The following is a 24,808-nucleotide window of genomic DNA, read 5'->3' as shown; positions in this document are numbered from 1 at the left end:
AAAAGGACTATCGCGCGCACCCATCCCCCACACCAACGGCTCATTCTCCCGTAGACTGTGAAAAACGTCACATGCCGCGGCCCGGCCGGTGTGCGAACGTAGGAAACCGAAAAGCGATCTCTTCACGAAGGAGCTGAGGTCCTGTGTTCTGCAACCAGTGCGAGATGACCGCCCACGGCACCGGCTGTACCAAGGTGGGCATCTGCGGCAAGGACGAAAACATCCAGGCCCTTCAGGATAACCTGATCTACGCCCTGAAGGGGATTGCGGCGTACGCCTACCACGCGCGGGAGCTCGGGTACACCGATCCCGAGATCGACGCCTTCTTCGCCGAGGCGCTCTACTCCACCCTGACCAACGTCAGCTTCGACCTGAACCACTTTCTGGAGCTCAACATGAAGGCGGGCCAGATGACCCTGCGCGCCATGACCATGCTGAAGAAGGCGCACACCGAGCACTTCGGCGAGATGGTGCCCACCGCGGTCCCCACCGGCACCTTCGCCGGCCCGGCCATCGTCATCACCGGCCACAACATGAAGGCGCTCTACGAGTTGCTGAAGCAGACCGAGGGCAAGGGCATCAACATCTACACCCACTCGGAGATGCTGCCGGCCCACGCCTACCCCGGTCTGAAGCGGTTCCCCCACCTGAAGGGCAACCTGGGCGTCGCCTGGTGCGACCAGAAGAAGCTCTTCGCCGAGTTCCCCGGCGCGATCGTGGGCACCTCCAACTGCGTGCAGATTCCGCTGAACGCTTACAAGGACCGCATCTTCACGGTTGGCGCGAGCCGGCTGCCGGACGTGCCGCACATCGAGAACTGGGACTTCACCCCGGTCATCGAGAAGGCCCTTTCACTGCCGCACTGCGAGGAGAAGCCCGGTGAGGTGACGCTCACCACCGGCTACGCGGACACCAACATCCTACCGATGGCCGACAAGATCGTGGAGGCCGTGAAGGCGGGTAAGATCAAGCACTTCTTCGTGGTCGGCGGCTGCGATGCGCCCGGTTCGCTGGGCAACTACTACCGGGAGTTCGTCAAGCAGACCCCGTCCGACAGCATCATCCTCACCCTGGCCTGCGGCAAGTTCCGCTTCAACGACCTGGACCTCGGCGCCATCGACGGCATTCCCCGCCTGCTCGACCTGGGCCAGTGCAACGACGCCATCTCCGCCATCAAGATCGCGGCGGCCCTGGCCGAGGCCTTCGAATGCGAGGTCAACGACCTGCCGCTCTCCATCGTCCTCTCGTGGATGGAGCAGAAGGCCGTGGCCGTGCTGATGAGCTTGCTGTCGCTGGGAATCAAGGGCATCTACCTGGGCCCGAGGCCGCCCGCCTGGATCACCCCGGACGTCCTGAAGGTGCTGCAGGAGCAGTTCGACCTGCGGCTGACCACCACCCCGGAGGCAGACCTGAAGGCGTTGCTGGGCTAGAAACGAAGACAAGCGCGAGAAGGGTTCGCCCTTCTCGCGCTTGTTTGGTTGCGCAGTGTGGCCGACGGTCAACTAGTCCAGGTGACCGTAGTGCTTCTCGATGCTCTCCACCGAATCGCCGTCGATGACGAACAGCGAATTGGGGGTCTTCAGCCGAATCACCCGCTCGTCGTAGTCGAACTCCGTGTCGCCGATGTGAATCTCGAACTTCTGGCCGGCCGAGGTGACGATCATGATCTCGCCCCAGCCCTTCAGCTCCTTCTCCACGAACTCCATCTTCACTGCGACTCAGCTCCTTTCTGCTGCTGGTACCCGGTGGAAAAGCATCTACCAGGATCATCTTACTACTTAATCTTGAACCATTCAAGATCGACACCACCGGGCGCACGGATAGTGTGCCCAGTTTTTTCAGGGTCAAGACCGCCGCGCGGCCTCAGAAAACCCCTTCCAGTTCCAGCAGGCGCCGCTTCACCTCGGGCCCGCCCATGTTGTACTGGCCGATGGTCCCGTCCCCCCGCAGCACGCGGTGGCAGGGGATCAGGAGCGGCACCGGGTTCCGGCGCAGGGCGCTCCCCACCGCCCGGGCGGCCCGGGGGCGGCCCACGGCTGCCGCCAGCTGGGCGTAGGTGCGCACCTCCCCCCGGGGGATGGCCCGGCAGGCGGCGAGCACCTCACGGGCGAACGGGCTGAGAGACGACAGGTCCACCGGCCCGAGGTAAGGCTCGCCCTCCAGCCACCCCTGCAGCATCCGCTGCAGCTCGGGCCGGCGGCTGTCGTCGCGGTCCGGGATCTGCCCGGTGCAGGTCCGGCAGCGCGCCCGGAAGGCCTCGTCGGTGCGCTCCTCGCCCGACAGGCAGGCGATGCCGTGCGCGGTCCAGGCGACGTAGATGGGGCCGAAACTGGTGTCACAGCACGTGTACTGCAAACGCTGCTCCCTCCCTCGTGAGCCGGTCTCGCCCTTTGCTCATGATATCACAGCTGCACACGGGCAGCCGACTCAACCCGGCACAGCACCTGCGCCGACGCCGCACCCTCGCCGGCGCCGCAGCTCAGCCCGAGACCGCACTCCCTCGCAGGCACCGGAGCTGAGCTGACGCCGCACACCCTCGCCAGCGCCGCAGCTCAGCCCGACGCCGCCGCACCTCGGGCACGCTGGATCTCCGCCACCGCCTCAGGGTTCTCCAGCGCCGAAAGGTCGCCGAGCTCCAGGCCCAGGTAAGCCGCCCGGACCACCCGGCGCATGATCTTGGCGTTCCGCGTCTTGGGCAGGGCCCCCACGAACAGCACGGCCTCGGGCTGCAGAGGCCGGCCCATCTCGCGGGCGATCAGCTCCCTCAGCTCCTCGGCGAGCGCCTGGTCCGGCGCGGCGTCCGGCCGGGGCACGACGAAGCAGATGGCCGCCTGCCCCTTCACCGGGTGGGGCACCCCGATGGTCGCCGCCTCCTGCACCTGGGGGTGGCCCACCAGCACCGACTCGTACTCCGCTGGCCCCACCCGTTTGCCGGCGACGTTGATGGTATCGTCGGAGCGGCCGTGGATGTACCAGAAGCCCTCCTCGTCCACCGACGCCCAGTCGCCGTGGACCCAGAAGCCCTCGAACCGCCGCCAGTAGGCGTCCAGGTAGCGCTCGGGGTCCCGCCAGAAGCCGCGGGTCATTCCCGCCCAGGGCGCAGTGAGCGCCAGCTCCCCCACCTGCCCGGGCGGCGCGGGGCGGCCCTGTTCGTCCAGCACCGTGGCCGCCATGCCGGGCACGACGGCGTTGAAGGAGCACTCCTTGATCGGCCGGATGGGCACACAGCCCAGGATGCCGCCGGAAATCTCGGTGCCGCCCGAGTAGTTGATCATCGGGCAGCGGCCGCCGCCCACGTGCTCGACGAACCAGCGGTAGGGCTCCGGGTTCCAGGGCTCGCCGGTCCCGCCGAGCACCCGCAGGCTCGACAGGTCGTGGCGGGTGACCCACTCCGTGCCCGCCGGCGCGAGCGCCCGGATGACGGTGGGCGAGAGCCCCAGGTGGGTGATGCCGTGCCGCTCGACCATGTCCCACAGCCGGTCGGGCGCCGGATAGTCGGGGGCGCCGTCGTACAGGTAGACCGTCGCGCCCAGGAAGAGCGCCCCGTAGATCAGCCAGGGCCCCATCATCCAGCCCAGGTCGGTGAACCACATGACCAGGTCGCCCGGCCCCACGTCGAAGCAGTGGGCCATGTCCTGCGCCGCCTTCACCGGGAAGCCGCCGTGCACGTGCACGGCGCCCTTCGGCCGGCCGGTGGTGCCCGAGGTGTAGATGATCATGCAGGGGTCTTCCGGATCCATCGGCTCCGTCTCAAAGCGGGCCGGCTGGCCGGCGACCAGCTCATGGTACCAGCGGTCCCGCTCCGGGGACCAGGCCACGTCGGCGCCGGTGCGCCGCACCACCAGCATGTGCTTCACCGAGGGCGCCTGCGCCGCCGCGTCGTCCGCCACCGCCTTCAGATTGACCAGCCTGCCCCTCCGGTAGAAGCCGTCTGCTGTGATCAGGAGCTTCGCCTCGCAGTCGGCCAGCCGGCTCGCGGCTCCCCCCGGCGCGAAGCCGGAGAAGATTGGGGTGAAGATGGCGCCCAGCCGCGCCAGGGCCATCATGGCCGCCACCGCCTCGGGGATGAGCGGCAGCATGATGCCGACCCGGTCGCCCCGCCCGATCCCCAGCCCGCGCAGGGCGGCTGCGAGCCGGCTCGACTCCGCCCAGAGCTGCCGGTAGCTCCAGGTGCGGACCGTCCCCTCCTCACCCTCATAGATAACAGCCAACTGATGCGGCCGTGCCTTCAGGTGCTTGTCGACGGCTTCGTGGGCCAGGTTCATGCGCGCCCCCCGGAACCAGGTGGCCCACTGCACACCCTGAGAGATGTCCAGGATCTGCTGCGGCGGCTCGTACCACTCGATGCCGATGTCCTTCACGGCCTCCCCCCAGAACCAGGCCGGATCGGCCGCCGCACGGTCCTGCAGCTCCTTCAGGCCGGCGACGCCGCAGGCGGCGATGAACCGCGCGATGCGGGAGTTCGTCAGCCAGGCCTCATCGGGCTGCCAAACGTAATCCGACATCCGCTCACCTACCTCCCCCAAGTCTTACATAAACAATTTTTGCGCTCTGCCGCGAATTCCTACAGGATACACAATGTTTTTCGCCGGGGAAGGGAGGCGTACGAGAACCAGGGTCTGTACGTTGAACCCTTAGCTTATAAGGCCATATAATTAATGTGTATACTTAACTCGTGAAACGGAGTCGATGCCATGACACTGCAGGCCACCACCGCGGCTGCGCAGGAGCGGCGGCGCAGAGTTTCCCGCGGGGTCTCCTTCGTGCGCCCCGCTCTGGCTCTCCTCTGTACCACGCTGCTGCTGCTCTGGTGGAGCGCGCCGGGGCTCCTGGCCCCGGTGGCCGACTTCGAGCAGGGCCCCGGCGGAACCGAGGCGTACGTGACCGTGGCCACGCAGATCCGGGCCCAGTCCGCCGCCTTCTGGACGGAGGGCGATGTGCACCTCAGCCTGAACGCGGCCGAGGTGAGCGGCATGCTCTCCTCGGCGCTGCTGAGCGGCGGCTCGCCGGAGGGCCCGCTGGCGCGGGTGCGCGGCGGGGTGGACGACGGGGCGATCCTGGTGGAGGCGGTGCTGCAGCCGCCGGCCGACCGGGTTCCCCGGCGGCTCGCGGGGCCCGTCGGACTCCGGCTCAGACTGGCGCCCGAGGTCGCGGAGACCGGCGTCATCCACTTCCGCATCACCCGCGCCTACCTGGGGAGGGTGCCCGTGTCGCCGGGGCTGATCCGGCTGGCCGGCCATCTGATTCGGCCGGAGTGGCGAGGATACGACGCCCGGCAGGCGGCCTTTGTCCTGCCGATCAGCGACATGATCTCCCAGGCCCTGGGCCGGCGCATCGAGATCCGCTCGTTCAGCGCGGAATCGGGGCTGCTGAATCTGACCATCGCCATGCCGGAATCGTGAGGCCCGGGAGGGGGTTTCCCCGTCCCGGGCCTTTCTGTCTACTTCAGCCCCGGCACCGCTTCCCGGAGGGCCAGCAGGGCCTTGTCCTTCATCTTGCACTCCAGCATCACATCGGCCTCCAGGTCGGGTACCCGGTGGGCAAACGACCGGAAATCCGCCGGATCGATGTAGTCGGCATGGTGGCGGGAACGGCGGCCGTCCCGCGGCGAAGAGAAGTGCAGCTTGGGCCGCACGCCCTCCCAGGTGGGCAGAATCCGCTCCAGCCAGGGGAGCCAGTCGTCCTCCCTGAGGACCCGGTGGTGGTGCAGGTCAAAGACCATCGGGCGCCGAATCTCCCGGGCAATGGCGAGCACCGCCTCGGTCTCCCAGGTCGTGTCGTCGTTCTCCACCCAGAGCCGCCCGGCGATGCGCGGCTCCAGCCGGTGGAAGTTGGCGACGAAGCGGCGGGCAGCGGCGGCCCGGTCGCCGTACCCGCCGCCGATGTGCAGGACGAGCCCCGACTCCGGGCCGAGCTCCAGCAGCTCGAGAATGCGGGCGTGGTAACTCAGGTCCTGCATCGACTTGGCCACCACGGCCGGGTCCGGGGCGTTCAGCACCACGAACTGGCCCGGATGCAGGGTGAGGCGGATGCCCGTTTCCCGGGCGAGCCTGGCGACCTGGGCGAAGTCGGCGGCCAGGTCGGCCTCCCAGTCCCATTCGGCCGCCACCGGGTGGGTCGCCAGCGGCACCAGGTCCGAGGTAATGCGGAAGAGGCGGATGCCCTGCTCGTGGTTCCAGCGGAGCACCGCCTCCAGGGTCTTCAGGTTGCTGCGGGCCACCTGGTAGAGCAGCGGCCTCCGCTCGCGGGGAGGCATCGGCTCCAGCCGCTTCGCGCTAATGGACCGCAGGCGCGGCCCGCCCTTGCGGCCCTGAAGCGTGAGGTTGATGCCGACGTAGCCCAGCCGAAGGACCAAGAACCATCCTCCTAGTTCAGGAGTCCGCGGCGCATCGCCTCCGCCACCGCCTGCGTGCGGTTCTGCACGCCCATCTTGTCGAAGAGCAGGTTCATGTGCCGGCGGACGGTGCGCTCGCTCAGGTAGAGCCGGTTGCCGATCTCCGCGTAGGATGCCCCTTCGGCCAGCATCCGGAGCATGGCGATCTCCTCCTCCCGGAGCGCCTCCTCCCCCCTGCCCGCCAGCTTCCCGGCCAGCGAGGGATGTATGACCACCCCGCCCTGGGCCGCGGTGCGCACCGCGGAGGCGATCTCGGCGAAGGAGGCGGTCTTGGGGATGTATCCGCTGGCGCCCATCGCCAGGGCCGACCGGACCAGGGCCGCGTCGGCGTAGGTGGAGAGCACGACGACGGCCGGCGGGTCGCTGCCCTGCAGCATCTGGCGTGCAGCGTCGAGCCCGCTGCCGTCCGCCAGCTTCAGGTCCAGCAGGATGACATCCGGCCGCAGCCTTTCGGCCAGGGCCACCGCCTCGCCCACCGCGGCGGCCTCGCCGACGACCTGCATGTCGGCGTCGCTCTCGATGAGCTGCCTGAGCCCCTCACGCACCACGGTCTGGTCTTCCACCAGCAGGATCCGCAGCTTCATGCGTCCACCTCCTGCAGCCTGCCCGCGCAGGCCGCGCGTCCGACTGCCGTCAGAACAGCGGTAAAATGGTTCTGAACATCATATTAACATGAGGGGGTCAACCAGACCATGCGCTGGTCCGACGTTCCGGTGGAGAACAAGGCGCAGATCGCCTGGGGCGCGCTGGTGGTCATCTACCTGCTCGCCGAGCGGCGGCCCGAACTGCTCACACCGCCGGTCATCACCGTCTTCGCCCTCTCCGCGGCCGCCGCCTTCCTGGAGCTCTGGCTGCGCAGCCGCGGCTGGCCGCACCTCCTCTGGTACGACTGCATCGTGTGGTCGGTGCTTCTGACCGCGATGGTGGTGGTTACCGGCGGGCGGGGCTCCGAGGTCTGGCCCGCCTACATCCTGATGTCGCTCACCGCCCCGGTGGTGCTGAGAAGGGTGGCGCCGTACATCCTGCTCGGGGTCAACGTCACCGCCTACGGGCTGATCTACCTCTTCCTCAACCCCTTCGGCGCGCCGCTGGACTGGGGACTGCTCTTCATGCGCATCGGCACGATCTTCCTGGTGGCGTACGTGGTCGACCGGTCCACCGCCCGCGAGCGCCAGTCGCACGCGCGGGCGGTCGCCCTGGCCCAGAGCCGGGTGAGCGAGCTGGTCCAGGCGCGCGATGCCGAGCGGCGGCTCATCGCCAACGATATTCACGACTGGCTGGGCACGGGCATCATCGCGCCGCTCAGGCGGCTGGAGATTGCCGCCCGGCAGTCCGACCTCGACCGCTGCCGCACCCACGTGGAGGAGGCGGCCGATTCGCTGCGCCGCGCCCACGCCGAGCTGCGGCGGCTCATGGAGAACCTGCACCCGCACCTGCTGGAGCAGATGGGGCTGGCGGAGGGCCTGCGCGCCTACCTCACCGACTGGGGCGAGGAGCACGGCGTGGAGGTCTCCTACGAGCTCAGCCCCGGACCGGAGCCGCCGGCGGATATGGCGGTGGCGCTCTACCGCATCCAGCAGGAGGCCCTGAACAACTGCGCCAAGCACGCCGACGCCAGCCGGGTCTGGGTCCGCCTGGAGCTGGGCGAGGACCGGGTGCGGCTCACCCTGCGGGACGACGGCCACGGCCGGCCCGGGCGCCCGGGCCGGGGGATCACCGGGATGCAGGAGCGGGCCGCCGCCTTCGGCGGAAAGGTAACGGTGCAGGCGCAGCCGGGCCGGGGCACCAGCGTGACCGCCGAACTGCCGCTCAGGGCTGCTGCAGCAGCGGCTCCAGCACTGCAAGAACGGTTCTGACCACGATGGCATACCCCTGCGCGGTGGGGTGGATGCCGTCGCGCTGGTTCAGGTAGGGCGAGCCGGCCACGCCCTCCAGAAAGAACGGGATGAGCGGCGCGCCGTACTCCGCCGCGAGCTCCGGGTAGACCCTGGCGAAGGCCTCCTCGTAGTCGCTGCCGTGATTGGGCGGCGCCCGCATGCCTGCCAGCACCACGGTCACCCCCGCCTCCTGCAGCTGGGCGATGATGCCGGCGAGGTTGGCCCGCACCTCGTCCACGGGCCGCGCCTGCATGCCGTCGTTGGCGCCCAGCTCCAGGATGACGATCTCGGGCCCGTGGGCCAGCACGGCGTCCACCCGGCTGAGACCGCCCGCAGTCAGCTCCCCCGAGACGCCGGCGTTCACCACCCGGTAGCGGTATCCCCGCCCGTCCAGGACCGCCTGGAGCTGGCTCGGGTAGCTCTGGTCGGGCTCGACGCCGTGCCCCGCCGTCAGGCTGTCGCCGAAGGCCACGATCACCGGCCAGCCGGTCCGGTCGACCGTCGGGTCCGGCGTCCGCACCTCCGGCAGCGCGTCCCTGGCCATCTCCGCCGCCGGCGCCTGAAACGAGGACTGCGGCTCCGGCCGGGGCCGCTGGACCTGCACGAGCACCAGCGCCGCGAGCGCGGCCACAACCAGAGCCCACACCGGGGCGCGGCGCACGGGCGTCTCCCCCCTTTTTCTCTCGTCATGTTTAGGGTGTCCATGAGGAAATCGCGTGCCGCGTGGCGAAACATGTCATCACGAGGCGGTGAGACCGGTGTTCACGTTCACGCCCCAGGCGGCCCAGAAGCTGAACCAGATCATGCAGGAGCGGGGCGGCAACCTGGCGCTCTCGATCGTCGCGGATCCGGCGGTGACCGGCGGCGAGTGGCGGCTCACCCTGGTGCCGCGCGGCCTCTCGACCATGGTGGTCAACGGCGTGCCGGTGGAGGCCGATGCGCACGCCCTCCGGATGCTGGACGGCGTGATCATCGACTGGGTGATGACTCCGGACGGACCGGGCCTGGGCATCTACGACCGCAACCTGGTGGACAACGACCCCAGGCGGCGCGGCAGGTTCTGACACCGCGCTGCTACAGTTGACACAGATGCGGTTGAGCCCGTATAATGGATGAGTCACATGCGCCCGTAGCTCAGTAGGATAGAGCAGCAGTTTCCTAAACTGTTGGTCGGGGGTTCGAGTCCTCCCGGGCGCGCCAGACAGCACAAGGGCTGGAGCGATTGACGACTGATAGGAACAAGGCTTCTGTCAGGAACGTGTCAGGAGTAGACTTCAGCCAAAGAGAAGGCCGGGGATTAACTTCCCCGGCTTTCTTTCGTGTTCCCCCAGAACTGGTCGAGTGCCTTCGCCGCTGCCCGCTTGTCGTCTCGAAAAACATGCGAGTAAATTCCTAATGTTACACCGATATTACTGTGCCCGGCCAGCTCCTGCGCGGTCCTCGCAGGAAGCCCGGCTGCTCCCATCGCCGTGATCGCTGTATGGCGCAGGGCGTGCGGCTTGCGATAGGGAACGCCGGCCCGTTCCAAGACCCTTCGATAGTCCCTCTTCCGCCAGTTGTTGGGCAAGTAAGGGGTGCCTATCTGCGTCGTGAAGATCAAGTTCGGTTCCACCCAGGCTTCGCCCACTAGGAGCCTTTCCTTGGCCTGCTCCACTCGCCACTTGCGAAGGGCGGCGACAACAGCGTCAGGCATGTCGAGTGTTCGGTAACCGGACTTCGTTTTCGGGAAGTCCTGCCGGATCAGCTTGCCGTTGGCATCGTTGAATTGCCGACGTATGGTGATCGTCTTCTCGTCCCAATCCACATCGCCCCATTCCAGCGCCAGCAGTTCCCCGATTCGCAGCCCGAGATATATCGCTATCACAAACGAAGCGTGCAGCCTCTCCTCCTGGGCAGCTTCAAGGATTCGCCGGGCTTCATCCGGCGCGAAGACGGTCGGCTGCTGCGGTCCCAGGCGAACCAGTCCGGCCTTCTTGCAGATCTTGACCACTTGCAGGAACAGGTCGGAGAGGGCCTTTAGATGCCGCTTCCGGAAATCGCTGATCGTCCGGAAGTCGGGCTGGTTGTTGGCCGCAAGGACGCGGAAGGCTACGTCCTCCTGCAGCCGGCGTTCGATCTTGCGAGAGGAGTAGACGCCGTTGCAGTAGGCGTACAGCAGCACCTTGACCATCATCCGCGGATGGTACGGTGGGTAACCTCGTAGCTCTCGCTCGTACGTCTGTTCGATTTGGCTTAAATCGAGTGAGTCCACGACATCACTCAGGAAGTAAGCGAAATGGTCATGCGGAAGCCAGTCCTGCAGGGCAGGGGGCAGCAGCAACAGCTGATTGGGCTCATACGGTCGATACGCCTTCTTGCTCATGCTGAAGACATTGGACACCCAACCCTTTTGCTCCTACAGAACTGGCTTACTCAGACAGGCTCCTAGCCCATACCGTTCGCTGAAGGGCAATGACACTATTCCCAAGGAATCGGATCTTCAAAGATGAAGAATGCACGCAATTCGTAGTCCACAAACGACACTCGGGCATAAAATCCATCGGAACTCTCGATGTTCATGACAACCCGCTTATCTGTTGACCCGGGCGACATCTCAATGGATTTGACATCTGTGTCAGGATGGGCTCGAAACCAATCCAAGATGGAATCGAATTGGACATCATCCCATAATACGGAACTACGTTGCAACTGTTCTTCACGGCCAACAAAGAAGGCGTAGGTTTTGTCTGACTCAGCCCAGATGAGATCAGTCGGAATCCGGCCCTGCTTGAACTCATAAAACGTGTACTTTGCTAACGCATGGAAAACGCCGGGCGGAATAGAGTGCTCAGAGGTGGTGTGTTCTGATTGATCAGATTCCACACTAGACACATTGCGGCCGTCGGTTGCCTCTGAGTTTGTGCAACCGCTCAAGAGGATAGTCAGCACAAGTAGCAACAGGTAGAACCGCTTGCGGAAAGCCACTTTGAATCCCTCCCGTCTTCCTATAACGAGTAGAGAAGGCAGACGGATACCCAAGAACCCGCGGTACGCGTGGGTATTTGTAAGGCCAGAGAGCGAAGAGGAGAGCACGTGCCGGTCACCAGGAAGATAGTAAGGATCTGTTCCAGCAGAGCATTCTGTTGAAACAGATCCATCTGGGTTACCACGATGTTCGCGCAGCCCAGTTAGAAGGGTCGTTATTCTTAAAGTCACCGCAATAGTCGTTCTTGCACTTCTTCTCGACCGGATCCGTATACTTCGGATCGTCGACATACGGTTTCGTTGGGCTGTCGCTAATTTGCCTAGGAGCCTGTCCGGGTAACCGCACGTGAGATAGGGGCAGACTCCCAATGATTGGATATCAACGATCGTGCCTACTTCTTCATGCGCTGTCTGAAGGCAGATTTCGGGTCTATCCGGCCTGGCTGAAAGCGTAGAGCTTCAAGAGATTGTGGCAAAGGCACACAAGAAGCCATTCCCCGTTGACTGCTTCCAGTCCACGGAGATGGAACTGCCGGAAACCACGAGCCTCCTTGATCTGCCCGAAGACCGGCTCAATGCTCTGCTCTCGCTTTCGGTAGCGCTCGGCGTGTCGCTTTAGCTGCAGTTTCCGCCGCATCCGATCCCGAAGCGTTGCTCCCTTGGGAATCGGGCCGCGTGGTGATTTCGCACGGCGACGTTCGCTGTGCCGCTGCTTCTCCGGAGGAATGTAGGGATTGATTCGCCGCTGCAAGAGCCACTGAACGTTTTGCTCACTGAAGTACCCTGCATGTGTTTGATCAAGAGATTGGGAGCCACTTTGATCATCCAAAAGTGAGCCACCTGACAGCCCTACAGGGCTGTTTTTGCTTCCATTGCGGTTTCCAGTTGGCGGGTTGCCAGTTTATACCTGCGGGGCTTACGGTGTTTCCGGGTGGTGCTTCAAAGCTTCCTGCCGTCGAAGGGTCTCACGGAACCGGTACGACTCCCCATTCATCTCGATGATGTGGGCCTTGTGAGTCACACGGTCTGCCAACGCTGCTGTCATCTTCTGGTCCCCGAACACCTGCGGCCATTCCGAGAATTCCAGGTTCGTCGTGATGATCAGGCTGCCCCGCTCGTACCGTGCGGCGACAAAGTGGAAGAGCAGTTCACTGGCCGGGCGGCTGAGGGACACATAGCCAAGCTCGTCCAGCACGACGAGGTCGAACCGTAGCCACTGCTTTTCGAGGCGGCTGAGGCGGTGCTCGTTCTGCGCCTCCTGCAGTTCGGCAACGAACTGGCCCACGCGCCAGAAGCGAACCCGGTAGCCCTGCCGGCACGCTGCGATGCCGAGTGCTGTAGCTAGGTGAGTCTTACCTGTCCCGCTGTTTCCAACAAGGAGGATGTTTTCCCGATCCCGGATGTACTCACTCTTGCTCAGCGCCAGGATCTTGGCCTTGTTCACGGACGGCATGACCGTGAAGTCGAAGGACTCCAGTGTTTTGGGAACAGGGAAGCCGGCAGCCTTGAGACGGCGCTGGAGTTGGTTGTCTTCCCGATGGATCACCTCCTGTTCCATGAGCGCTTGTAGGTACTCCTCAAATGTCTTGTTGTGCTCTGCTGCATCCCGCGCCAGCTCCTTGTACAGCCGCCGGACTGTGGGGAGTTTCAGGCGCTTCAGGTAGTAGTCCAGCAGGAGTTCCTGGCTCAATGCACCACACCCCCTTTCAGGAGCCGGTTGTACTCGGCCAGTGAGGGTTGCTGGACCCGAATGCCGGCCAGTTCCCCGGCGGTGGAGGTCGATGCCTCGGCTCCAAGATCCGGCTGAACAGCAAGGAGTTGCTTGACAGCCGTGTAGCAAGCCGTTCGCTGGGCCAGGGCCAGCTCCAGAGCGGTACTTACCTCTGAAACCGAATAGGCGCGGTGCAGCATGAGGATCTCGATGAACTCCCGGTCACTGCGGCCCTGCGCCTGCATCTCGGCCCGGAACTGGTGGTAAACGGGCGGAAGCTGCGCCATCCGGTAGGGCTTCGCCTGCTCCAGCGCCCCTGGCTTTACGTGAAGGAGTTCCAGGTAGTGGTCCAGAGCGAGGATCTCCCGGTTGCGCTCGTAGCAACGGAGATGACTGGCAATCTTCTCCTGCCCGGCGTAAATGTCGATCCGGTCCCAGTAGGCCCGCACTTGCAGTGGCCGGTTCGCATACTGAACCGGTACGGAGTAGCGGCAGGTCTCGAACGTCACGCAGGACACCTTGTTGCTGGAAACCAGCGCCACCTTGCAGCAATCGAATGGCCGGGCAGGGAGAGGGCGCAGGTACTTCTTCTCCTCCTCCCAGCGCTCCAGGATGGACTGCGTCGAGCCCTGGGGGATACGCCTGGCATACTCCAGGCACCGCTGCCACAGAATGGCGTTGAGTTCGTCCCAGGTTCTGGCTTCCCGGTGTGGCCCGACGATGTAACGCTGGGCGAGACCGACCAGATTCTCTACCGAGCCTTTCTCGTTACCGGAAGCCGGGTTGCAGAAGTTGCTGTCGATGAGGTAGTGGGTGCGGAAGCTCAGGAAGGCATCCTGCTCTTCCCGGTTGCGGCCTTCCAGGATTCGTTTCACCGCCTGCTTCAGGTTGTCCAGGGTCATACGGCGGGGAACTCCGCTCAAGCGCTCCAGCGCCCGCCGGAGGCCGTCGAACATGGCTTCCTGCCGCTGAGTCGGATACGCAATCACAACCGGCATGCCGCTCCAACGTAAGCGGACACACAGGATCTGGACTGTGACTTCTGCACCGTCGAGGACCACTACCGCCTCACCCCAATCCACCTCGATGCTCTCACCGGGGTCGTGGGCGAGGGGGATGAAGGCCGGCTGCACTCGCTTCAGCTTCCGGATCTTGGCGATGTAACGCCGGACGGTAGGTTCGCTGCCCTGGTAGCCCAGGGCAACCAGGTCCTCGTAGATAGTCCTTCCGGTCCACCGTTGTTTACGGGGCAAAATCTCGTCTTCCGCGAGTCGCCGCTCGATCTCTGCCTGAAACTCCGGGGTCAGCACCACGGGCTGAGCCGGTTTCTGCCGCTGGTATCGCGGGATTTCAGTCAGCTGTGCGTACTTGGCGACTGTTTTCCGAGAGATTCCGAGCGCCTTCGCCACCTGTCGCTGCGATTTCCCTTCCACATGAAGGAGCCATCTGATACGCTCAACATGAGCCATCTCGATCTTCAATCCTTTCACCCCTGCAAACTGGAAATGCGGTACATCCCAGTTTACAGGTTTGGAAGATTGAGGTGGCTCACTTTTACGTGATCAAATGGCCCCCAAATGGCTCCCTTTTAGGTTATCAAACACACCTGCATCGGCAGAAACCTCCTCCGGCATCTCATCGACATTGGTTTCGACCTGCTCCATCATGGGGATCAAGTGCGGAGCATCTGCCGCCTGGTTTGTTACGGCAGCAGCGACGACAATCTGCGTATCGGCATCGACGACGGCCTGGGCGTTGTACCCCTGGATGAACTGCTTATCAGAGCCTTTCATGATCCGGGAATCGGGATCCGTAAAGTTGCGCTGCGCTGTTGGTGCGGGTTCTGCCTTCGGCCGCTTCCGCCGACGACCGCCCTTGGGCCCCTTGGGTCCCGGCTCCTCGGGAGGCTCATGTTCGTCAGCGCCGGCCCTCAGGCGCGCTTCGGCTTCCAGAGCAGCCTTGGCTTCTTGAATCTTGGCCAGCCGCCGCTCACGGAAGCGGAGTTCTTCGGGCAGTTCATCCCCACGACGATGTGGGCCGAAGCGGTGATCCTCGGCCTGGTCAGCTTGCTCGGCTTTCTGGAGCAGCTCTGCGATCTCCGCCTTCAGGCGTTGTTCTTCCTCCACCATCCGGCTATAGCTCATCGCCTTGTGCTTGGAGGCGTTGGCCTTGATCTTGGTGCCATCCAAGGCCACATGACCCAGGCGAACCAGTCCGGCCTTCTTGCAGATCTTGACCACTTGCAGGAACAGGTCGGAGAGGGCCTTTAGATGCCGCTTCCGGAAATCGCTGATCGTCCGGAAGTCGGGCTGGTTGTTGGCCGCAAGGACGCGGAAGGCTACGTCCTCCTGCAGCCGGCGTTCGATCTTGCGAGAGGAGTAGACGCCGTTGCAGTAGGCGTACAGCAGCACCTTGACCATCATCCGCGGATGGTACGGTGGGTAACCTCGTAGCTCTCGCTCGTACGTCTGTTCGATTTGGCTTAAATCGAGTGAGTCCACGACATCACTCAGGAAGTAAGCGAAATGGTCATGCGGAAGCCAGTCCTGCAGGGCAGGGGGCAGCAGCAACAGCTGATTGGGCTCATACGGTCGATACGCCTTCTTGCTCATGCTGAAGACATTGGACACCGAACCCTTTTGCTCCTACAGAACTGGCTTACTCAGACAGGCTCCTAGCCCGATACGCGAAGAGACCCAAGGCTGGCCTTGGGCTCGTTCGCGGGGTGCAGAGTCAGCCAATCCTTCGGAAGTCCGTTCCGTCGCACCGTGGGCACGGAGGCAGCGTATCGTCATGGTTGTCAAGATACACCGTCTGTCCACACTTGGTGCACTGGTAGAGGCCCTTGCCGGGCTTCTCACCCGTAGTCGGCATAGTCTCACCTCCTCCGGGTTTTAGTTCCTGATAGGTGCGAATAGTCCTGCTCCAAAGGTCGGGAGGTGAGACGATTGTTCACTTCGCACCATCGGGGCCACCCCATCTACTTCGATCCCACTCAGAGGGTGTGGCTGTACGCTGATGACGATAGCCCGGTCACGGTTGAGCGTCCGTGCGTCAAGTGCAACAGGATGCCAACCCGCGAAGGTTATGATCCATGCCTTGGGCACATCCCAGGAGCGACGGCAGCGTGTTGTGGTCACGGAGTAGAGAGCGGTTATGTGTTGATGCAGACACAGAATGAGCACCAAACGCCCCCTCCCCCCTGCCGCATCTGAAACAGACGATGGACTTGATGGCGGATACCAGTAGGGGGTAGGGGGGTCAGAAAGTCTCCGGGGAGCGGCCTGGAGACCGGGGCGGCGGCTCCGCGTTAGACTCCGCAGAATTGAACGGGGGGGATTCGAACCATGGGAACTCCGGGACGGAAGCCGAAGCCGACTCATCTGAAGGTGCTGGAGGGGAACCCTGGTAAGCGGCCCCTCCCTGAGAACGAACCGAAACCCGCGCCGATCATGCCTGAATGCCCTGATTGGCTGGATGAGGACGGCAAGGCCGAGTGGGAGCGGGTGGCCCCGATGCTTCACCGGCTGGGGCTGCTCACTGAAGCGGACGGAATGGCCCTGGCGCTGTACTGTGACGCCTATTCGACTTACCGGCGAGCACGTGAGGCCCTGAAGGACGGCCTAACCTTCAAGACGCCGAACGGGTACGAGCAGCAGAAGCCCGAAGTCTCCATCGCTAACAACGCGATGAAGCAGATTCGGGCTTTTTGCTCGGAGTTCGGCATGACGCCGAGCAGCCGAGGGCGCATCACGGTGCCGGGGCTGGACGATGACGACGGCTGGGAAGGGTTGCTTGATTGATGCCGTTCAGCGAGCAGGAAGCAGAAAAGGCCGTCCGCTTCATCAGACGCCTTCGCCACACGATAGGCCAGTGGAAGGGCGTGCCGTTCACCCTACTTCCTTGGCAGGAGCACGACATCATCCGGCCCCTGTTCGGGACGTTGCGGAGTGACGGTACTCGCCAGTACCGTCTTTGCTATTGCGAAATTCCTAAAAAGAACGGCAAGAGCGAGCTGGCGGCGGCTATAGCCCTGAAGCTGCTCCTGGCCGACAACGAGCCTCGGGCGGAAATCTACGGGGCCGCGGTGGATCGTAAGCAAGCGAGCATCGTGTTCAACGTCGCCGCGGAGATGGTGAGGCAGGACAAGAAGCTGCGGTCAATCTGCAAGGTGATCGACTCGCAGAAGCGAATCGTGGTGCCTCATACCGGCAGCTTCTACGAAGTCCTGTCGGCGGAAATCCGCAACAAGCACGGAATCAACCCCCACGGGGTCATTTTCGACGAAGTTCACGCCCAGCCGACCCGGCACCTTTGGGACGTACTCACGGCTGGGGCGTCCGATGCTCGGCGGCAACCCTTGGTGTTCGCCATCACGACAGCGGGTGACAAGCGGGAAGGGATCGGCTGGGAACTGCATGAAAGGGCCGTGCAGGTGCTCAATGGCACGTTGCACGACCCCTCTCTCTTGGCCGTGATCTACGCGGCGGGTGATGAGGACGATTGGGAGTCCGAAGCGATCTGGATCAAGGCGAATCCGTCCATGGGGCACACGATCACCCTTGAACGGGTTCGGGAGGCTTACCTGCGGGCCAAGGGCAACCCGGTGGAGGAGAATCTGTTCCGCCAACTCAGGTTGAACCAGTGGGTGCAGACCGAAACCAAGTGGTTGCCGTTATCGGTGTGGGACATGGCCCCGGGAATCATCCTTGAGGAGAAACTGAAGGGCCGGACCTGCTTCGGCGGACTGGACCTGTCCAGCGTGAGCGACCTGACCGCGTGGGTGATGGTGTTCCCGCATGAGGACGACCCGGAGGAGATCGACGTTCTGGCGCGCTTCTGGGTGCCGGAAGACAGGCTGTACGACCGCCACAATCGTTACCGTGAGCAGTATGTGAAGTGGGCCAAGGAAGGCTTCCTTCAGACGACGCCGGGCGACGTGCTGGACTACAGCTTCATCAAGCGGCAGATTCTCCAGGACGCCAGCACATTCAACCTGGTTGACTTCAACGTTGACCGGCTCTTCCAGGCGCACCAGCTCATGCAGGAACTGGCCGAAGAAGGGCTTACCCCGGTTCCCTTCGGGCTCGGGTTCATGTCCATGGCGATGCCGATGAAGGAGTTCGAGTGGCGACTGCGGGCCGGCAAGGTCCACCACGGCGGCAACCCGATTCTCCGGTGGAACTTCGACAACCTTGAGGTCGAGCGCAACGCCGCTGGCGACCTCAAGCCCAGCAAGAGGACCCGGCAGAAGAAGATCGACGGCATAGTCGCCCTGGTAATGGCGCTGGACCGGGCCATGAGGCATACGAAGGCGCAGTCCAGGAGCTTTGAAGTGCTGGAGGCAGCGGGGGTGAAGGTCTACTAGTCATGAAACCTGATCTGTTCGATGTGACGGCCCTTCTCGGGCTGATCATGGTTTTCGTCGGTGTATGGTGGTTGTCGCCCCCGTGGGCCTTGATCATCACCGGCTCTCTTCTGGCCGGGTTCGGTGTCTGGGCAAGCAGGGCGACGGCAGGCAAGCGCACGGGTGGGAGTGATCAAGGTTAATGGGTGTGCTGAGCCAGTTATGGGAGCGCCGGACGAGTCTGGCCAGTGATTCGGTCTTGTCGGCGCTTCTTTCGCGTAAGGTGAGCGTTTCAGGCATCACCGTGACTGAGCAGACGGCCCTTCAGACCGCAGCGGTCTACCAGTGCGCCGCGATCTTGGCGAACAACGTCGGAACCTTGCCCCTGCCCGTCTATGAGCGGCTGGAGAAAGGTAAGCGCCGGGCGACCGAGCACCCGCTGTACAGAGTGCTGAACCGCAGGGCCAACCCATGGATGACTGCTGCGACGGCCCGCATGGCGCTGATGCTTCACCTGGCAATCTGGAACGAAGCATTTGCGCACATCGAGTGGGGGCGCGACGGGACGGTCAAGGCCCTCTGGCCCCTCCTCCCCAACCGGACGCGCACGGTAGCGGTCGGCGGTCAACTCCTGTATGACACGACCCTGCCGGACGGCACAGTGCGGCGACTGCGGCAGAGCGAAGTACTCCACATCACGGGGCTTACCCTGAACGGTGTGGACGGCCTTCGGGTGGTGCATCAGGCTCGGGAGACGCTGGGCCTGCTCATGGCCGCAGAGGGTTACGCGGCTCGCTTCTTCGGTAGCGGGGCCAACCCTGGCGGCGTGGTCACAACCGATATGCCCCTGACCACGGAACAGAAGCGCCAGTTGGCGGAGGACATAGCTGCCCAGGTGAAGGGGCTGAGCAAGGCTCACGAAATCCTGGTGCTCAGCAACGGGGCGAAGTTCACGCCTATTGGTTTGAGCCCGGCTAACTCACAGCTGGTCGAGGTGCGAGAGTTCCAGATTCGAGAAGTTGCGCGGTTCTTCAACATGCCCCCGCACAAGCTGGGTCTGGTCGAGAAGGGCGCCTCTTACGCGTCCATCGAGCAACAGCAGATCGCCTTCCTGACTGAGACCCTGCGACCCTGGCTGGTGCTCATCGAGCAGGCGATCAACGCGACCATGTTCGATGACTCTGAAGCCGACCGCTTCTTCGTGGAGCACAACGTTACAAGGCCGAGTAACCACAACGGGACGACAGGGGCGAGCCTGGGTAAGACCGGGCTCGCCTCCTGCTCGAAGGGGTGATCTAGGTGAAGCTACGCATGGTGAAGCCCCTGAACGCGCCTGAGCGCATCCTGCCGGAAGGTGTCGTCCTGCACGTAGGCCGCACCATCGACGCGGAGACGGCTAACCGACTGCTGGCGGAAGGGTTCGCGGTCGAGGAGCGGGACGAGTACGCGGCGGTTGTGCAGCTCGAGACGGCGACCGTGCGGGGCAGCAAGCGCCGGGGGGTGCGGTGATGCTTGTTCGCGTGGTGGTTCCGCCCGAGGAGGAGCCCGTCTCCCTGGAGGAGGCGAAAGCGCACCTACGCGTTGACGGCTATCATGAAGACGCCCTGATCGCAGCCCTCATCACCGCGGCCCGTGAGTACGCGGAGGGATTCCAGCAGCGGGCACTCGTCACGCAGACGCTGGAACTCACGCTTGACTGCTTCCCCATCTCGGGCGAGATCGAACTGCCGAGGCCGCCCATCCAGGCCGTGGAGTCGATCACCTGCACTCTGGCCGACGGCTCCACAATCACGGTTGACCCCTCCAGCTACGTTGTGGACGCTCCTTCGGGCAGGCTGGCACTCGCCTATGGCGCATCATGGCCCGCCGTCACCCTGGCCCCGGTCGGAGGCGTGAAGATTCGCTACCGGGCAGGCTACGGTGACGCAACGAAGGTGCCAGCCAAGGTCAAGCAGGCCATTCTGCTGATCGTTGGGCACTGGTACGCGAACCGGGAAGACGTGGTTGTCGCAACGGTGGCGAACCGGCTTCCCATGGCCGCTGAAGCCCTGCTTTGGCAGGACCGCCTTCTGAGGTAGGAGGGAGCGGCTATGCGAGCAGGTGACTTGCGGCACCGCGTGACCCTGGAGCGAAAGGAAGCAAACCGTGACGCTTATGGCGGTGAGCTGGTCACGTGGCAGCCGGTAGCGACGGTCTGGGCGGCGGTGGAGCCGTTAAAGGGCAGGGAGTTCTTCAGCGCCTCGCAGGACAACGCCGAGGTCACGGGGCGCATTCGGATTCGCTACATGCCGGGCGTGGTGCCCACGATGCGGGTTCGTTTCGGGCAGCGGGTCTTTGACATTCAGGCCGTGATCGACCCCGAGGAACGGCATGAGGAACTGCAGTTGATGGTCCGGGAGGTGGTGACGGATGGCTAAGGGCGGTGTGAACGTGGAAGTGCTGGGCGATAAAGAGCTTCAGCGCAGGTTCAAGGCCCTCGAAGGTGTCGGGCAGGCCGACATCCTTGAAGCCGTGCTTCATGCGGTGGCTGAGCCGATCCGTGACGCTGCCTCCAGCCGGGCACCGCGCAGGACCGGGAATCTGGCTGAGCACATCGTTGTCGAAACGCTGGAGAAGCGCAAGGATGAATGCGTGGTTGGTATCGGGCCGGCAAAGGACGCCTACAACAGCCCATCGCGGAGCTTCCGTGGTTTGCCGGCCAGTTCGGGGCGGCCGCCCGCCATATGGAGAGCGGGGACGCCGCACTGCGACGTTACAGCGAACAGCCGGACCTTGCAGCCTGGCCCGGCGTGAGCCGGGAGGCCTATCGCGAACATGTGCAGGCATTCACAGCTGCCCGGCGGGCCCGGCTGGCCCTCAACAGCCTTGCCGCTGCCGGCTTCGAGTGAGCGGCTGATGGAACCCAAACGCACCAACAACAGGGCGCCCCCTGGGGAGCGCCCTGTTACTTTAGTCCGGTCACCTCAGATGATGTACTCCGGGTCCTCACGGCCCGTGGCCAGTTGACCGATCAGCCGGTCCAGCTGCCTGTCATCCACGAGCGCGCCCATGACGGCGGACGCGATCGCCTGATCATGCGCCGCCCGGGTCACAGCGGCGGCCCCGAGCCGGAAGCCCTCCCGCTGCCCGGCGAGGAAGGCCAGAACGCCCAGCGCGCGTGCGAAGTTGTAGTGCAGGTTGAAAGCCGCATCAATGGCCCTGCGCCACTCTTCGTTCAGCGGGCCCTGCGCCTCCGTGCGCTGCCGAAGCTCATCCAAGGTGCGGTAGACTTCATCGAACTCCCGACCGAAGTGTTGCTCCGCTTCCCAACACGCCGCCTGCAGGTGCGCCGCCTCGAGGCTGGTCAGCTTGCGGTGGGGAACCCGCGCTTCCACGTCCAGCGGGCGAATGCCGATCTCGTGAAAGGGCTCCTCGTAGCTCTGCAGTTCCGCAGGGCGCAACCCGGCGATCTGCTCACGCGTCAGCGCGTTGATCATTGCTTGGGGCGACCTCCTTCGTGGCATCGGCCCCGCGAAGGTCTGTGGTGAGAAGTCTGCGAAAAGCGGTAGTTCGCGGGGGTCCTCGTGATGAGAACGCTCGGCGGGAGCCGTAGGAAATCGCTACGGCTCCTCGCCCCGTTCTGTGCTAGCAGCCGCTGCCGGTAGGCGGTGGAGGCCCACCGCTGCCGCCGTTGCAGGCACTCGCGCTATCCGCACCCAGTGCAGAGGCTAGCGCCATCACGAGGATCAGCACTGCCGCGACCACGAGAGACCGCCGCTTCACGGGAGGAGTCACCTCCTCCCTGGTCCAGATTGGGCAGCAGGTACACCAGCACTAGCCACCGCTGCCGGACCGCAAACTTTGCAGCGGACAGGATGAAGGCGGTCGCCTCGCCCCTCTCGCCCAGGGCCCGAAGGGCCTGGGAGACGAGAAGGGCGACTGCCGCCGCGTCAGCGAAGTCAAAGGACTGTCTGCCGGAGGCCGCGAGCGCCCGGCGGCCCGTCCGGACTGCCTGCTCCAGGTCCCCTTCCGCGATGAGGATCGCCGTCATCGCAGATTCGTACAGGTACGAGCGGTTGCTGGGAAAATCGCTGCGTTCAGACAGGCAGGCCCGCGCCAGTTGGGGTCTGCCGGTGCGAGCCAGGTTGAAGGCCAGCATCGACGAGGCCACGGCGGCCTCTTCGCGCATTCCGCACCGGTCAAACCCGTACAGCGCCCGTCGGTACCAGGCGATGGCCTCCTGGAAGCGCCCCCGCTGGTAGCAGGCAATTCCCAGGGCCTGCTTCACCCAGGGGGTGTACTGCTCCACGCCGGAAACACCCTCGGCCTGCGCGAGGTAAGCGGCTGCGAACCGCTGGACCAGCGAAGCGCGGCCCATATCTGCAGCGATGGTAGCCGCCTTCGCGTAACCCCAGAGGTGAAGGACGCTGCCGCCGGGCGACAGCGCGATGACCCTCCGCGCGTGGTGCAGCGCCTCGGCCCACCGCCCCTCCTGCTGAAGCCGGTGGGCCAGCTCGACGTGAACCCGGACATCCTGCGGCAACGTCTCCACCCCCTTCCGTCGCACCGTCGCCGACCGCTCACCAGGCCCCGAAGGGCTGCACCAGGCGCATCGTACCCGTGTCGACGATGCAGTAATCTGGCATTCGGATGGCGGCCCACTCGGCCGGATCGACCCGGCTCCGGCCCTGCAGGCGGCTCAGGTAGAGCGAGAGCACGACGCCGTGGGACACCACGATGAGGTCCCGCCCCCGGGCGGACTCGATGAGCTGCGTGACGGCCTCGCTGAAGCGGGCCAGCGCCGCGCTCCCGGTCTCCCACCCCTCAGCCGCCGGTTCATCCGGAAACTGAAAGAGCCTGGCCACCACCTCGGCATGATTGGAGACGAACGACCCCTTGCGCAGCTCACAGAGGGCCGCCATCGGCTCCGGCGCGGGCAGATGATGCCGCCGGACGATGGCCTCCGCCGTCTTCAACGCCTTGGGTTCGGTGCTGCTGACGACCCGGTAGGCAGACGCCCAGTGCGGAAGGCCGGCGAGCTGCTCCAGCAGCGGCTCGCCCGCGGGATCGAGGCCCCATTCGAAGTGGTGCCGGGTCGGGTCAATGATCGGCTTGGCATGCCTTACAAGGAACAGACGGCCCATCTTGCGTCTCTTTCCCTCCAGTTTCTCCCCGCGGCGACGCGCCCGGCCGCGTGCGCGCGACACGGCGCGCCCCGCTACGCGGCCTTTCGTGCGCGCTGCGCCACGTTCTTCGTACCACTGTACCCGCCGACGGCTGCCAGGGCGATGACCAGGCCCGCGCCGATGGCCGTCGCCCACTGGGCGGGGTCGAATCCCACGGCCACCCAGCCGAACCCCTGCCCGATCGCGAGGGCCGCGACCGGCGCAGCCACCTTCCTGCGCTCCTCAAACCACGGAATGCGCCTGAGCAAGGCCACCAGGGCCGTCGTGACCGCAGCGTAGGTCAGCACCCGGGACACGATGGCCTCAGGCAGGAGCGGGGTCACAGCCTCAAAGAGCAGCTGAAGCTCGTTCACACGACCGCCTCCCCCGGAGCAGCGGAGCCCGCCACGGTGGTACCGGTGGCGGGCTCAGGCAGGGTCAAGTACCGTCGTACGCTACAGAATATTATATACTATGTCTATGAGAAAAGGGAGCGGCCATGTGACGGGCCGCTCCCGTGAACTTCGCCAATTTCGATATGTCGCGCTATGCGTGAACCAGGTCCTCCTTCGGCGACCACTCCTTCCAGACCTTCCCGACCAGGTCGGGACGCGGCCGGAGGGTCTTGCCGCCGGGGCGCCAGCCGGACGGGCAGACCTCGGTGTTGCCCGAGGCGCGCACGTGCTGGAACGCCTTCACCTGGCGGATCAGCTCGTCGACGTTGCGCCCCACCGACGGAGTCAGAATCTCCGCAGCCTGAATGATGCCATCGGGGTCGATGATGAACCGTCCGCGAATGTCGACGCCGCCCACCTCGTCGTATACGCCGTAGACCTGACCGATGGCCCCACTCGCGTCCGAGAGCATCGGGTAGGGGATGCCGCCCTCCACCATGTGGGAGAGCTCCTCCTCGTGCCAGATCTTGTGGACGAAATGGGAATCCGTGGAGACCGCCAGAACCTGCACGCCCAGCTCCTTCAGCTCGTCATACCGGGCGGCAACTGCCGCCAGTTCGGTCGGTCATACGAACGTGAAGTCACCGGGATAGAAGCAGAGGACGACCCACTGCCCCCTGAACTCTGAAAGCTGGTACGCCTTGAACTCGCCGTCGAAATAACCCTCAGCCTTGAAATCGGGCGCCTCGTGGCCCACTCTCGCAGTCGTCACGTCACTCCTCCTCTCGGACTTCTCTTCGATTTCCGGAGCGCGCGTCTCGGGCCGGATCACCCCAATTCCCGGGGTCCGCTTTCCGCAGGAAACAGCTTCAGGCACAGGGGTCACCTCCTTTCCTACTAGACCCTATAATAGTACAACTACGACCATTCGTTAATAGTACTTTAGAACAGTTCTACTTCTATAGAGCCACCTCAA

Annotated in this window: 27 protein-coding genes, 1 tRNA gene and 3 pseudogenes; 13 read left to right on the top strand and 18 right to left on the bottom strand. The window is 64.4% G+C overall.

Features of this window, described 5'->3' with window-relative positions:
* Positions 1-143: 143 nt before the first annotated feature.
* The gene (gene hcp, locus ACZ45O_RS01465; protein ID WP_464855197.1) at positions 144-1,430 is read left to right on the top strand and encodes a hydroxylamine reductase; all 1,287 of its coding nucleotides are present in this window, start codon (positions 144-146) and stop codon (positions 1,428-1,430) included.
* 72 nt (positions 1,431-1,502) lie between these two features.
* On the opposite strand, the gene ACZ45O_RS01460 is transcribed toward hcp, so the two are convergent.
* The 3 genes from ACZ45O_RS01460 to ACZ45O_RS01450 all read right to left on the bottom strand — a co-directional run bounded on the left by ACZ45O_RS01460 (position 1,503) and on the right by ACZ45O_RS01450 (position 4,505).
* On the bottom strand, positions 1,503-1,706 hold the full coding sequence (locus ACZ45O_RS01460) for a hypothetical protein (RefSeq protein WP_464857613.1): 204 nt from the start codon (positions 1,704-1,706) through the stop codon (positions 1,503-1,505).
* 157 nt (positions 1,707-1,863) lie between these two features.
* Complete coding sequence (locus ACZ45O_RS01455; protein ID WP_464855196.1) at positions 1,864-2,355, bottom strand: methylated-DNA--[protein]-cysteine S-methyltransferase; 492 nt, start codon at positions 2,353-2,355, stop codon at positions 1,864-1,866.
* Between the two features lie 197 nt (positions 2,356-2,552).
* Positions 2,553-4,505, bottom strand: coding sequence for an AMP-binding protein (locus ACZ45O_RS01450; protein WP_464855195.1), 1,953 nt, complete (start codon positions 4,503-4,505; stop codon positions 2,553-2,555).
* A 189-nt stretch (positions 4,506-4,694) separates the two neighbouring features.
* Here ACZ45O_RS01450 and ACZ45O_RS01445 point away from each other — a divergent pair, with 189 nt between their 5' ends.
* Entirely contained in the window at positions 4,695-5,402 is a 708-nt protein-coding gene (locus ACZ45O_RS01445; RefSeq protein WP_464855194.1) for a hypothetical protein, read from the top strand.
* Positions 5,403-5,440: 38 nt separating this feature from the next.
* Here the strand turns inward: ACZ45O_RS01445 and uvsE are convergent, their stop codons facing one another.
* Positions 5,441-6,355: a UV DNA damage repair endonuclease UvsE gene (gene uvsE, locus ACZ45O_RS01440; protein ID WP_464855193.1), complete on the bottom strand. Its 915-nt coding sequence runs from the start codon at positions 6,353-6,355 to the stop codon at positions 5,441-5,443.
* An 11-nt stretch (positions 6,356-6,366) separates the two neighbouring features.
* Positions 6,367-6,978: a response regulator transcription factor gene (locus tag ACZ45O_RS01435; protein WP_464855192.1), complete on the bottom strand. Its 612-nt coding sequence runs from the start codon at positions 6,976-6,978 to the stop codon at positions 6,367-6,369.
* 108 nt (positions 6,979-7,086) lie between these two features.
* On the opposite strand from ACZ45O_RS01435, the gene ACZ45O_RS01430 reads away from it, so the two are divergent.
* The gene (locus ACZ45O_RS01430) at positions 7,087-8,250 is read left to right on the top strand and encodes a sensor histidine kinase (protein ID WP_464855191.1); all 1,164 of its coding nucleotides are present in this window, start codon (positions 7,087-7,089) and stop codon (positions 8,248-8,250) included.
* On the opposite strand, the gene ACZ45O_RS01425 is transcribed toward ACZ45O_RS01430, so the two are convergent.
* Entirely contained in the window at positions 8,204-8,932 is a 729-nt protein-coding gene (locus ACZ45O_RS01425; RefSeq protein WP_464855190.1) for an arylesterase, read from the bottom strand. The two genes, ACZ45O_RS01430 and ACZ45O_RS01425, sit on opposite strands and share 47 nt — an antisense overlap.
* Before the next feature lie 97 nt (positions 8,933-9,029).
* On the opposite strand from ACZ45O_RS01425, the gene ACZ45O_RS01420 reads away from it, so the two are divergent.
* Together ACZ45O_RS01420 and ACZ45O_RS01415 are read left to right on the top strand one after the other, a co-directional pair.
* The gene (locus ACZ45O_RS01420) at positions 9,030-9,335 is read left to right on the top strand and encodes a hypothetical protein (RefSeq protein ID WP_464855189.1); all 306 of its coding nucleotides are present in this window, start codon (positions 9,030-9,032) and stop codon (positions 9,333-9,335) included.
* Between the two features lie 59 nt (positions 9,336-9,394).
* Positions 9,395-9,471 (top strand) — tRNA-Arg (locus tag ACZ45O_RS01415).
* Positions 9,472-9,655: 184 nt separating this feature from the next.
* Here the strand turns inward: ACZ45O_RS01415 and ACZ45O_RS01410 are convergent.
* From ACZ45O_RS01410 to ACZ45O_RS01380, 7 genes and pseudogenes are all read right to left on the bottom strand, one after another.
* Positions 9,656-10,633, bottom strand: a pseudogene (locus tag ACZ45O_RS01410) (transposase); the annotation flags it as partial.
* A 95-nt stretch (positions 10,634-10,728) separates the two neighbouring features.
* On the bottom strand, positions 10,729-11,235 hold the full coding sequence (locus ACZ45O_RS01405) for a hypothetical protein (protein ID WP_209468309.1): 507 nt from the start codon (positions 11,233-11,235) through the stop codon (positions 10,729-10,731).
* Between the two features lie 430 nt (positions 11,236-11,665).
* Positions 11,666-12,022: pseudogene (locus ACZ45O_RS01400) on the bottom strand (transposase); the annotation flags it as partial.
* A 129-nt stretch (positions 12,023-12,151) separates the two neighbouring features.
* On the bottom strand, positions 12,152-12,925 hold the full coding sequence (gene istB, locus ACZ45O_RS01395) for an IS21-like element helper ATPase IstB (protein ID WP_011196820.1): 774 nt from the start codon (positions 12,923-12,925) through the stop codon (positions 12,152-12,154).
* On the bottom strand, positions 12,922-14,415 hold the full coding sequence (gene istA, locus ACZ45O_RS01390; protein ID WP_464857611.1) for an IS21 family transposase: 1,494 nt from the start codon (positions 14,413-14,415) through the stop codon (positions 12,922-12,924). The genes istB and istA overlap by 4 nt, the downstream gene beginning before the upstream one ends.
* Positions 14,416-14,544: 129 nt before the next feature.
* Positions 14,545-15,558 (bottom strand): annotated as a pseudogene (locus ACZ45O_RS01385) (IS1182-like element ISSyth1 family transposase); the annotation flags it as partial.
* A 121-nt stretch (positions 15,559-15,679) separates the two neighbouring features.
* The gene (locus ACZ45O_RS01380) at positions 15,680-15,820 is read right to left on the bottom strand and encodes a zinc ribbon-containing protein (protein ID WP_464855188.1); all 141 of its coding nucleotides are present in this window, start codon (positions 15,818-15,820) and stop codon (positions 15,680-15,682) included.
* 578 nt (positions 15,821-16,398) lie between these two features.
* Here ACZ45O_RS01380 and ACZ45O_RS01375 point away from each other — a divergent pair.
* From ACZ45O_RS01375 to ACZ45O_RS01340, 8 genes are read left to right on the top strand one after another with little or no spacing between them, the layout of a single operon-like run.
* Positions 16,399-16,749, top strand: coding sequence for a phage terminase small subunit P27 family (locus ACZ45O_RS01375; RefSeq protein WP_464855187.1), 351 nt, complete (start codon positions 16,399-16,401; stop codon positions 16,747-16,749).
* On the top strand, positions 16,749-18,314 hold the full coding sequence (locus tag ACZ45O_RS01370) for a terminase large subunit (RefSeq protein WP_464857609.1): 1,566 nt from the start codon (positions 16,749-16,751) through the stop codon (positions 18,312-18,314). The genes ACZ45O_RS01375 and ACZ45O_RS01370 overlap by 1 nt, the downstream gene beginning before the upstream one ends.
* A 2-nt stretch (positions 18,315-18,316) precedes the next feature.
* Complete coding sequence (locus tag ACZ45O_RS01365; protein ID WP_464855186.1) at positions 18,317-18,496, top strand: hypothetical protein; 180 nt, start codon at positions 18,317-18,319, stop codon at positions 18,494-18,496.
* A complete protein-coding gene (locus ACZ45O_RS01360) occupies positions 18,496-19,587 on the top strand; it encodes a phage portal protein (protein WP_464855185.1) in 1,092 nt (363 codons plus the stop codon). The genes ACZ45O_RS01365 and ACZ45O_RS01360 overlap by 1 nt, the downstream gene beginning before the upstream one ends.
* A gap of 5 nt (positions 19,588-19,592) precedes the next feature.
* Complete coding sequence (locus tag ACZ45O_RS01355) at positions 19,593-19,802, top strand: hypothetical protein (protein WP_464855184.1); 210 nt, start codon at positions 19,593-19,595, stop codon at positions 19,800-19,802.
* Positions 19,802-20,371 (top strand): head-tail connector protein, encoded by a 570-nt coding sequence (locus tag ACZ45O_RS01350; RefSeq protein WP_464855183.1) that lies wholly within the window; start codon positions 19,802-19,804, stop codon positions 20,369-20,371. Before ACZ45O_RS01355 ends, ACZ45O_RS01350 begins: the two co-directional genes overlap by 1 nt.
* Positions 20,372-20,383: 12 nt before the next feature.
* Positions 20,384-20,710, top strand: coding sequence for a phage head closure protein (locus ACZ45O_RS01345; protein WP_464855182.1), 327 nt, complete (start codon positions 20,384-20,386; stop codon positions 20,708-20,710).
* Positions 20,703-21,086 carry an HK97 gp10 family phage protein gene (locus tag ACZ45O_RS01340; RefSeq protein WP_464855181.1) on the top strand — a complete coding sequence of 128 codons (384 nt, stop codon included), beginning with the start codon at positions 20,703-20,705 and terminating at the stop codon, positions 21,084-21,086. The genes ACZ45O_RS01345 and ACZ45O_RS01340 overlap by 8 nt, the downstream gene beginning before the upstream one ends.
* 170 nt (positions 21,087-21,256) lie before the next feature.
* On the opposite strand, the gene ACZ45O_RS01335 is transcribed toward ACZ45O_RS01340, so the two are convergent.
* The 5 genes from ACZ45O_RS01335 to prxU form a co-directional block, all read right to left on the bottom strand.
* Positions 21,257-21,769 (bottom strand): hypothetical protein, encoded by a 513-nt coding sequence (locus ACZ45O_RS01335; protein ID WP_464855180.1) that lies wholly within the window; start codon positions 21,767-21,769, stop codon positions 21,257-21,259.
* Between the two features lie 209 nt (positions 21,770-21,978).
* Complete coding sequence (locus tag ACZ45O_RS01330; protein WP_464855179.1) at positions 21,979-22,815, bottom strand: tetratricopeptide repeat protein; 837 nt, start codon at positions 22,813-22,815, stop codon at positions 21,979-21,981.
* Positions 22,816-22,852: 37 nt separating this feature from the next.
* A complete protein-coding gene (locus ACZ45O_RS01325) occupies positions 22,853-23,416 on the bottom strand; it encodes a histidine phosphatase family protein (RefSeq protein WP_464855178.1) in 564 nt (187 codons plus the stop codon).
* A 74-nt stretch (positions 23,417-23,490) separates the two neighbouring features.
* On the bottom strand, positions 23,491-23,811 hold the full coding sequence (locus tag ACZ45O_RS01320) for a hypothetical protein (RefSeq protein WP_464855177.1): 321 nt from the start codon (positions 23,809-23,811) through the stop codon (positions 23,491-23,493).
* 172 nt (positions 23,812-23,983) lie between these two features.
* Entirely contained in the window at positions 23,984-24,589 is a 606-nt protein-coding gene (prxU, locus tag ACZ45O_RS01315; RefSeq protein ID WP_464857608.1) for a thioredoxin-dependent peroxiredoxin, read from the bottom strand.
* Between the last annotated feature and the right edge of the window lie 219 nt (positions 24,590-24,808).

The organism is Symbiobacterium turbinis, from assembly GCF_055383075.1.
The sequence above is the reverse complement of the archived record's forward strand: the minus strand, read 5'-3'. Positions and strand labels throughout refer to the sequence as shown.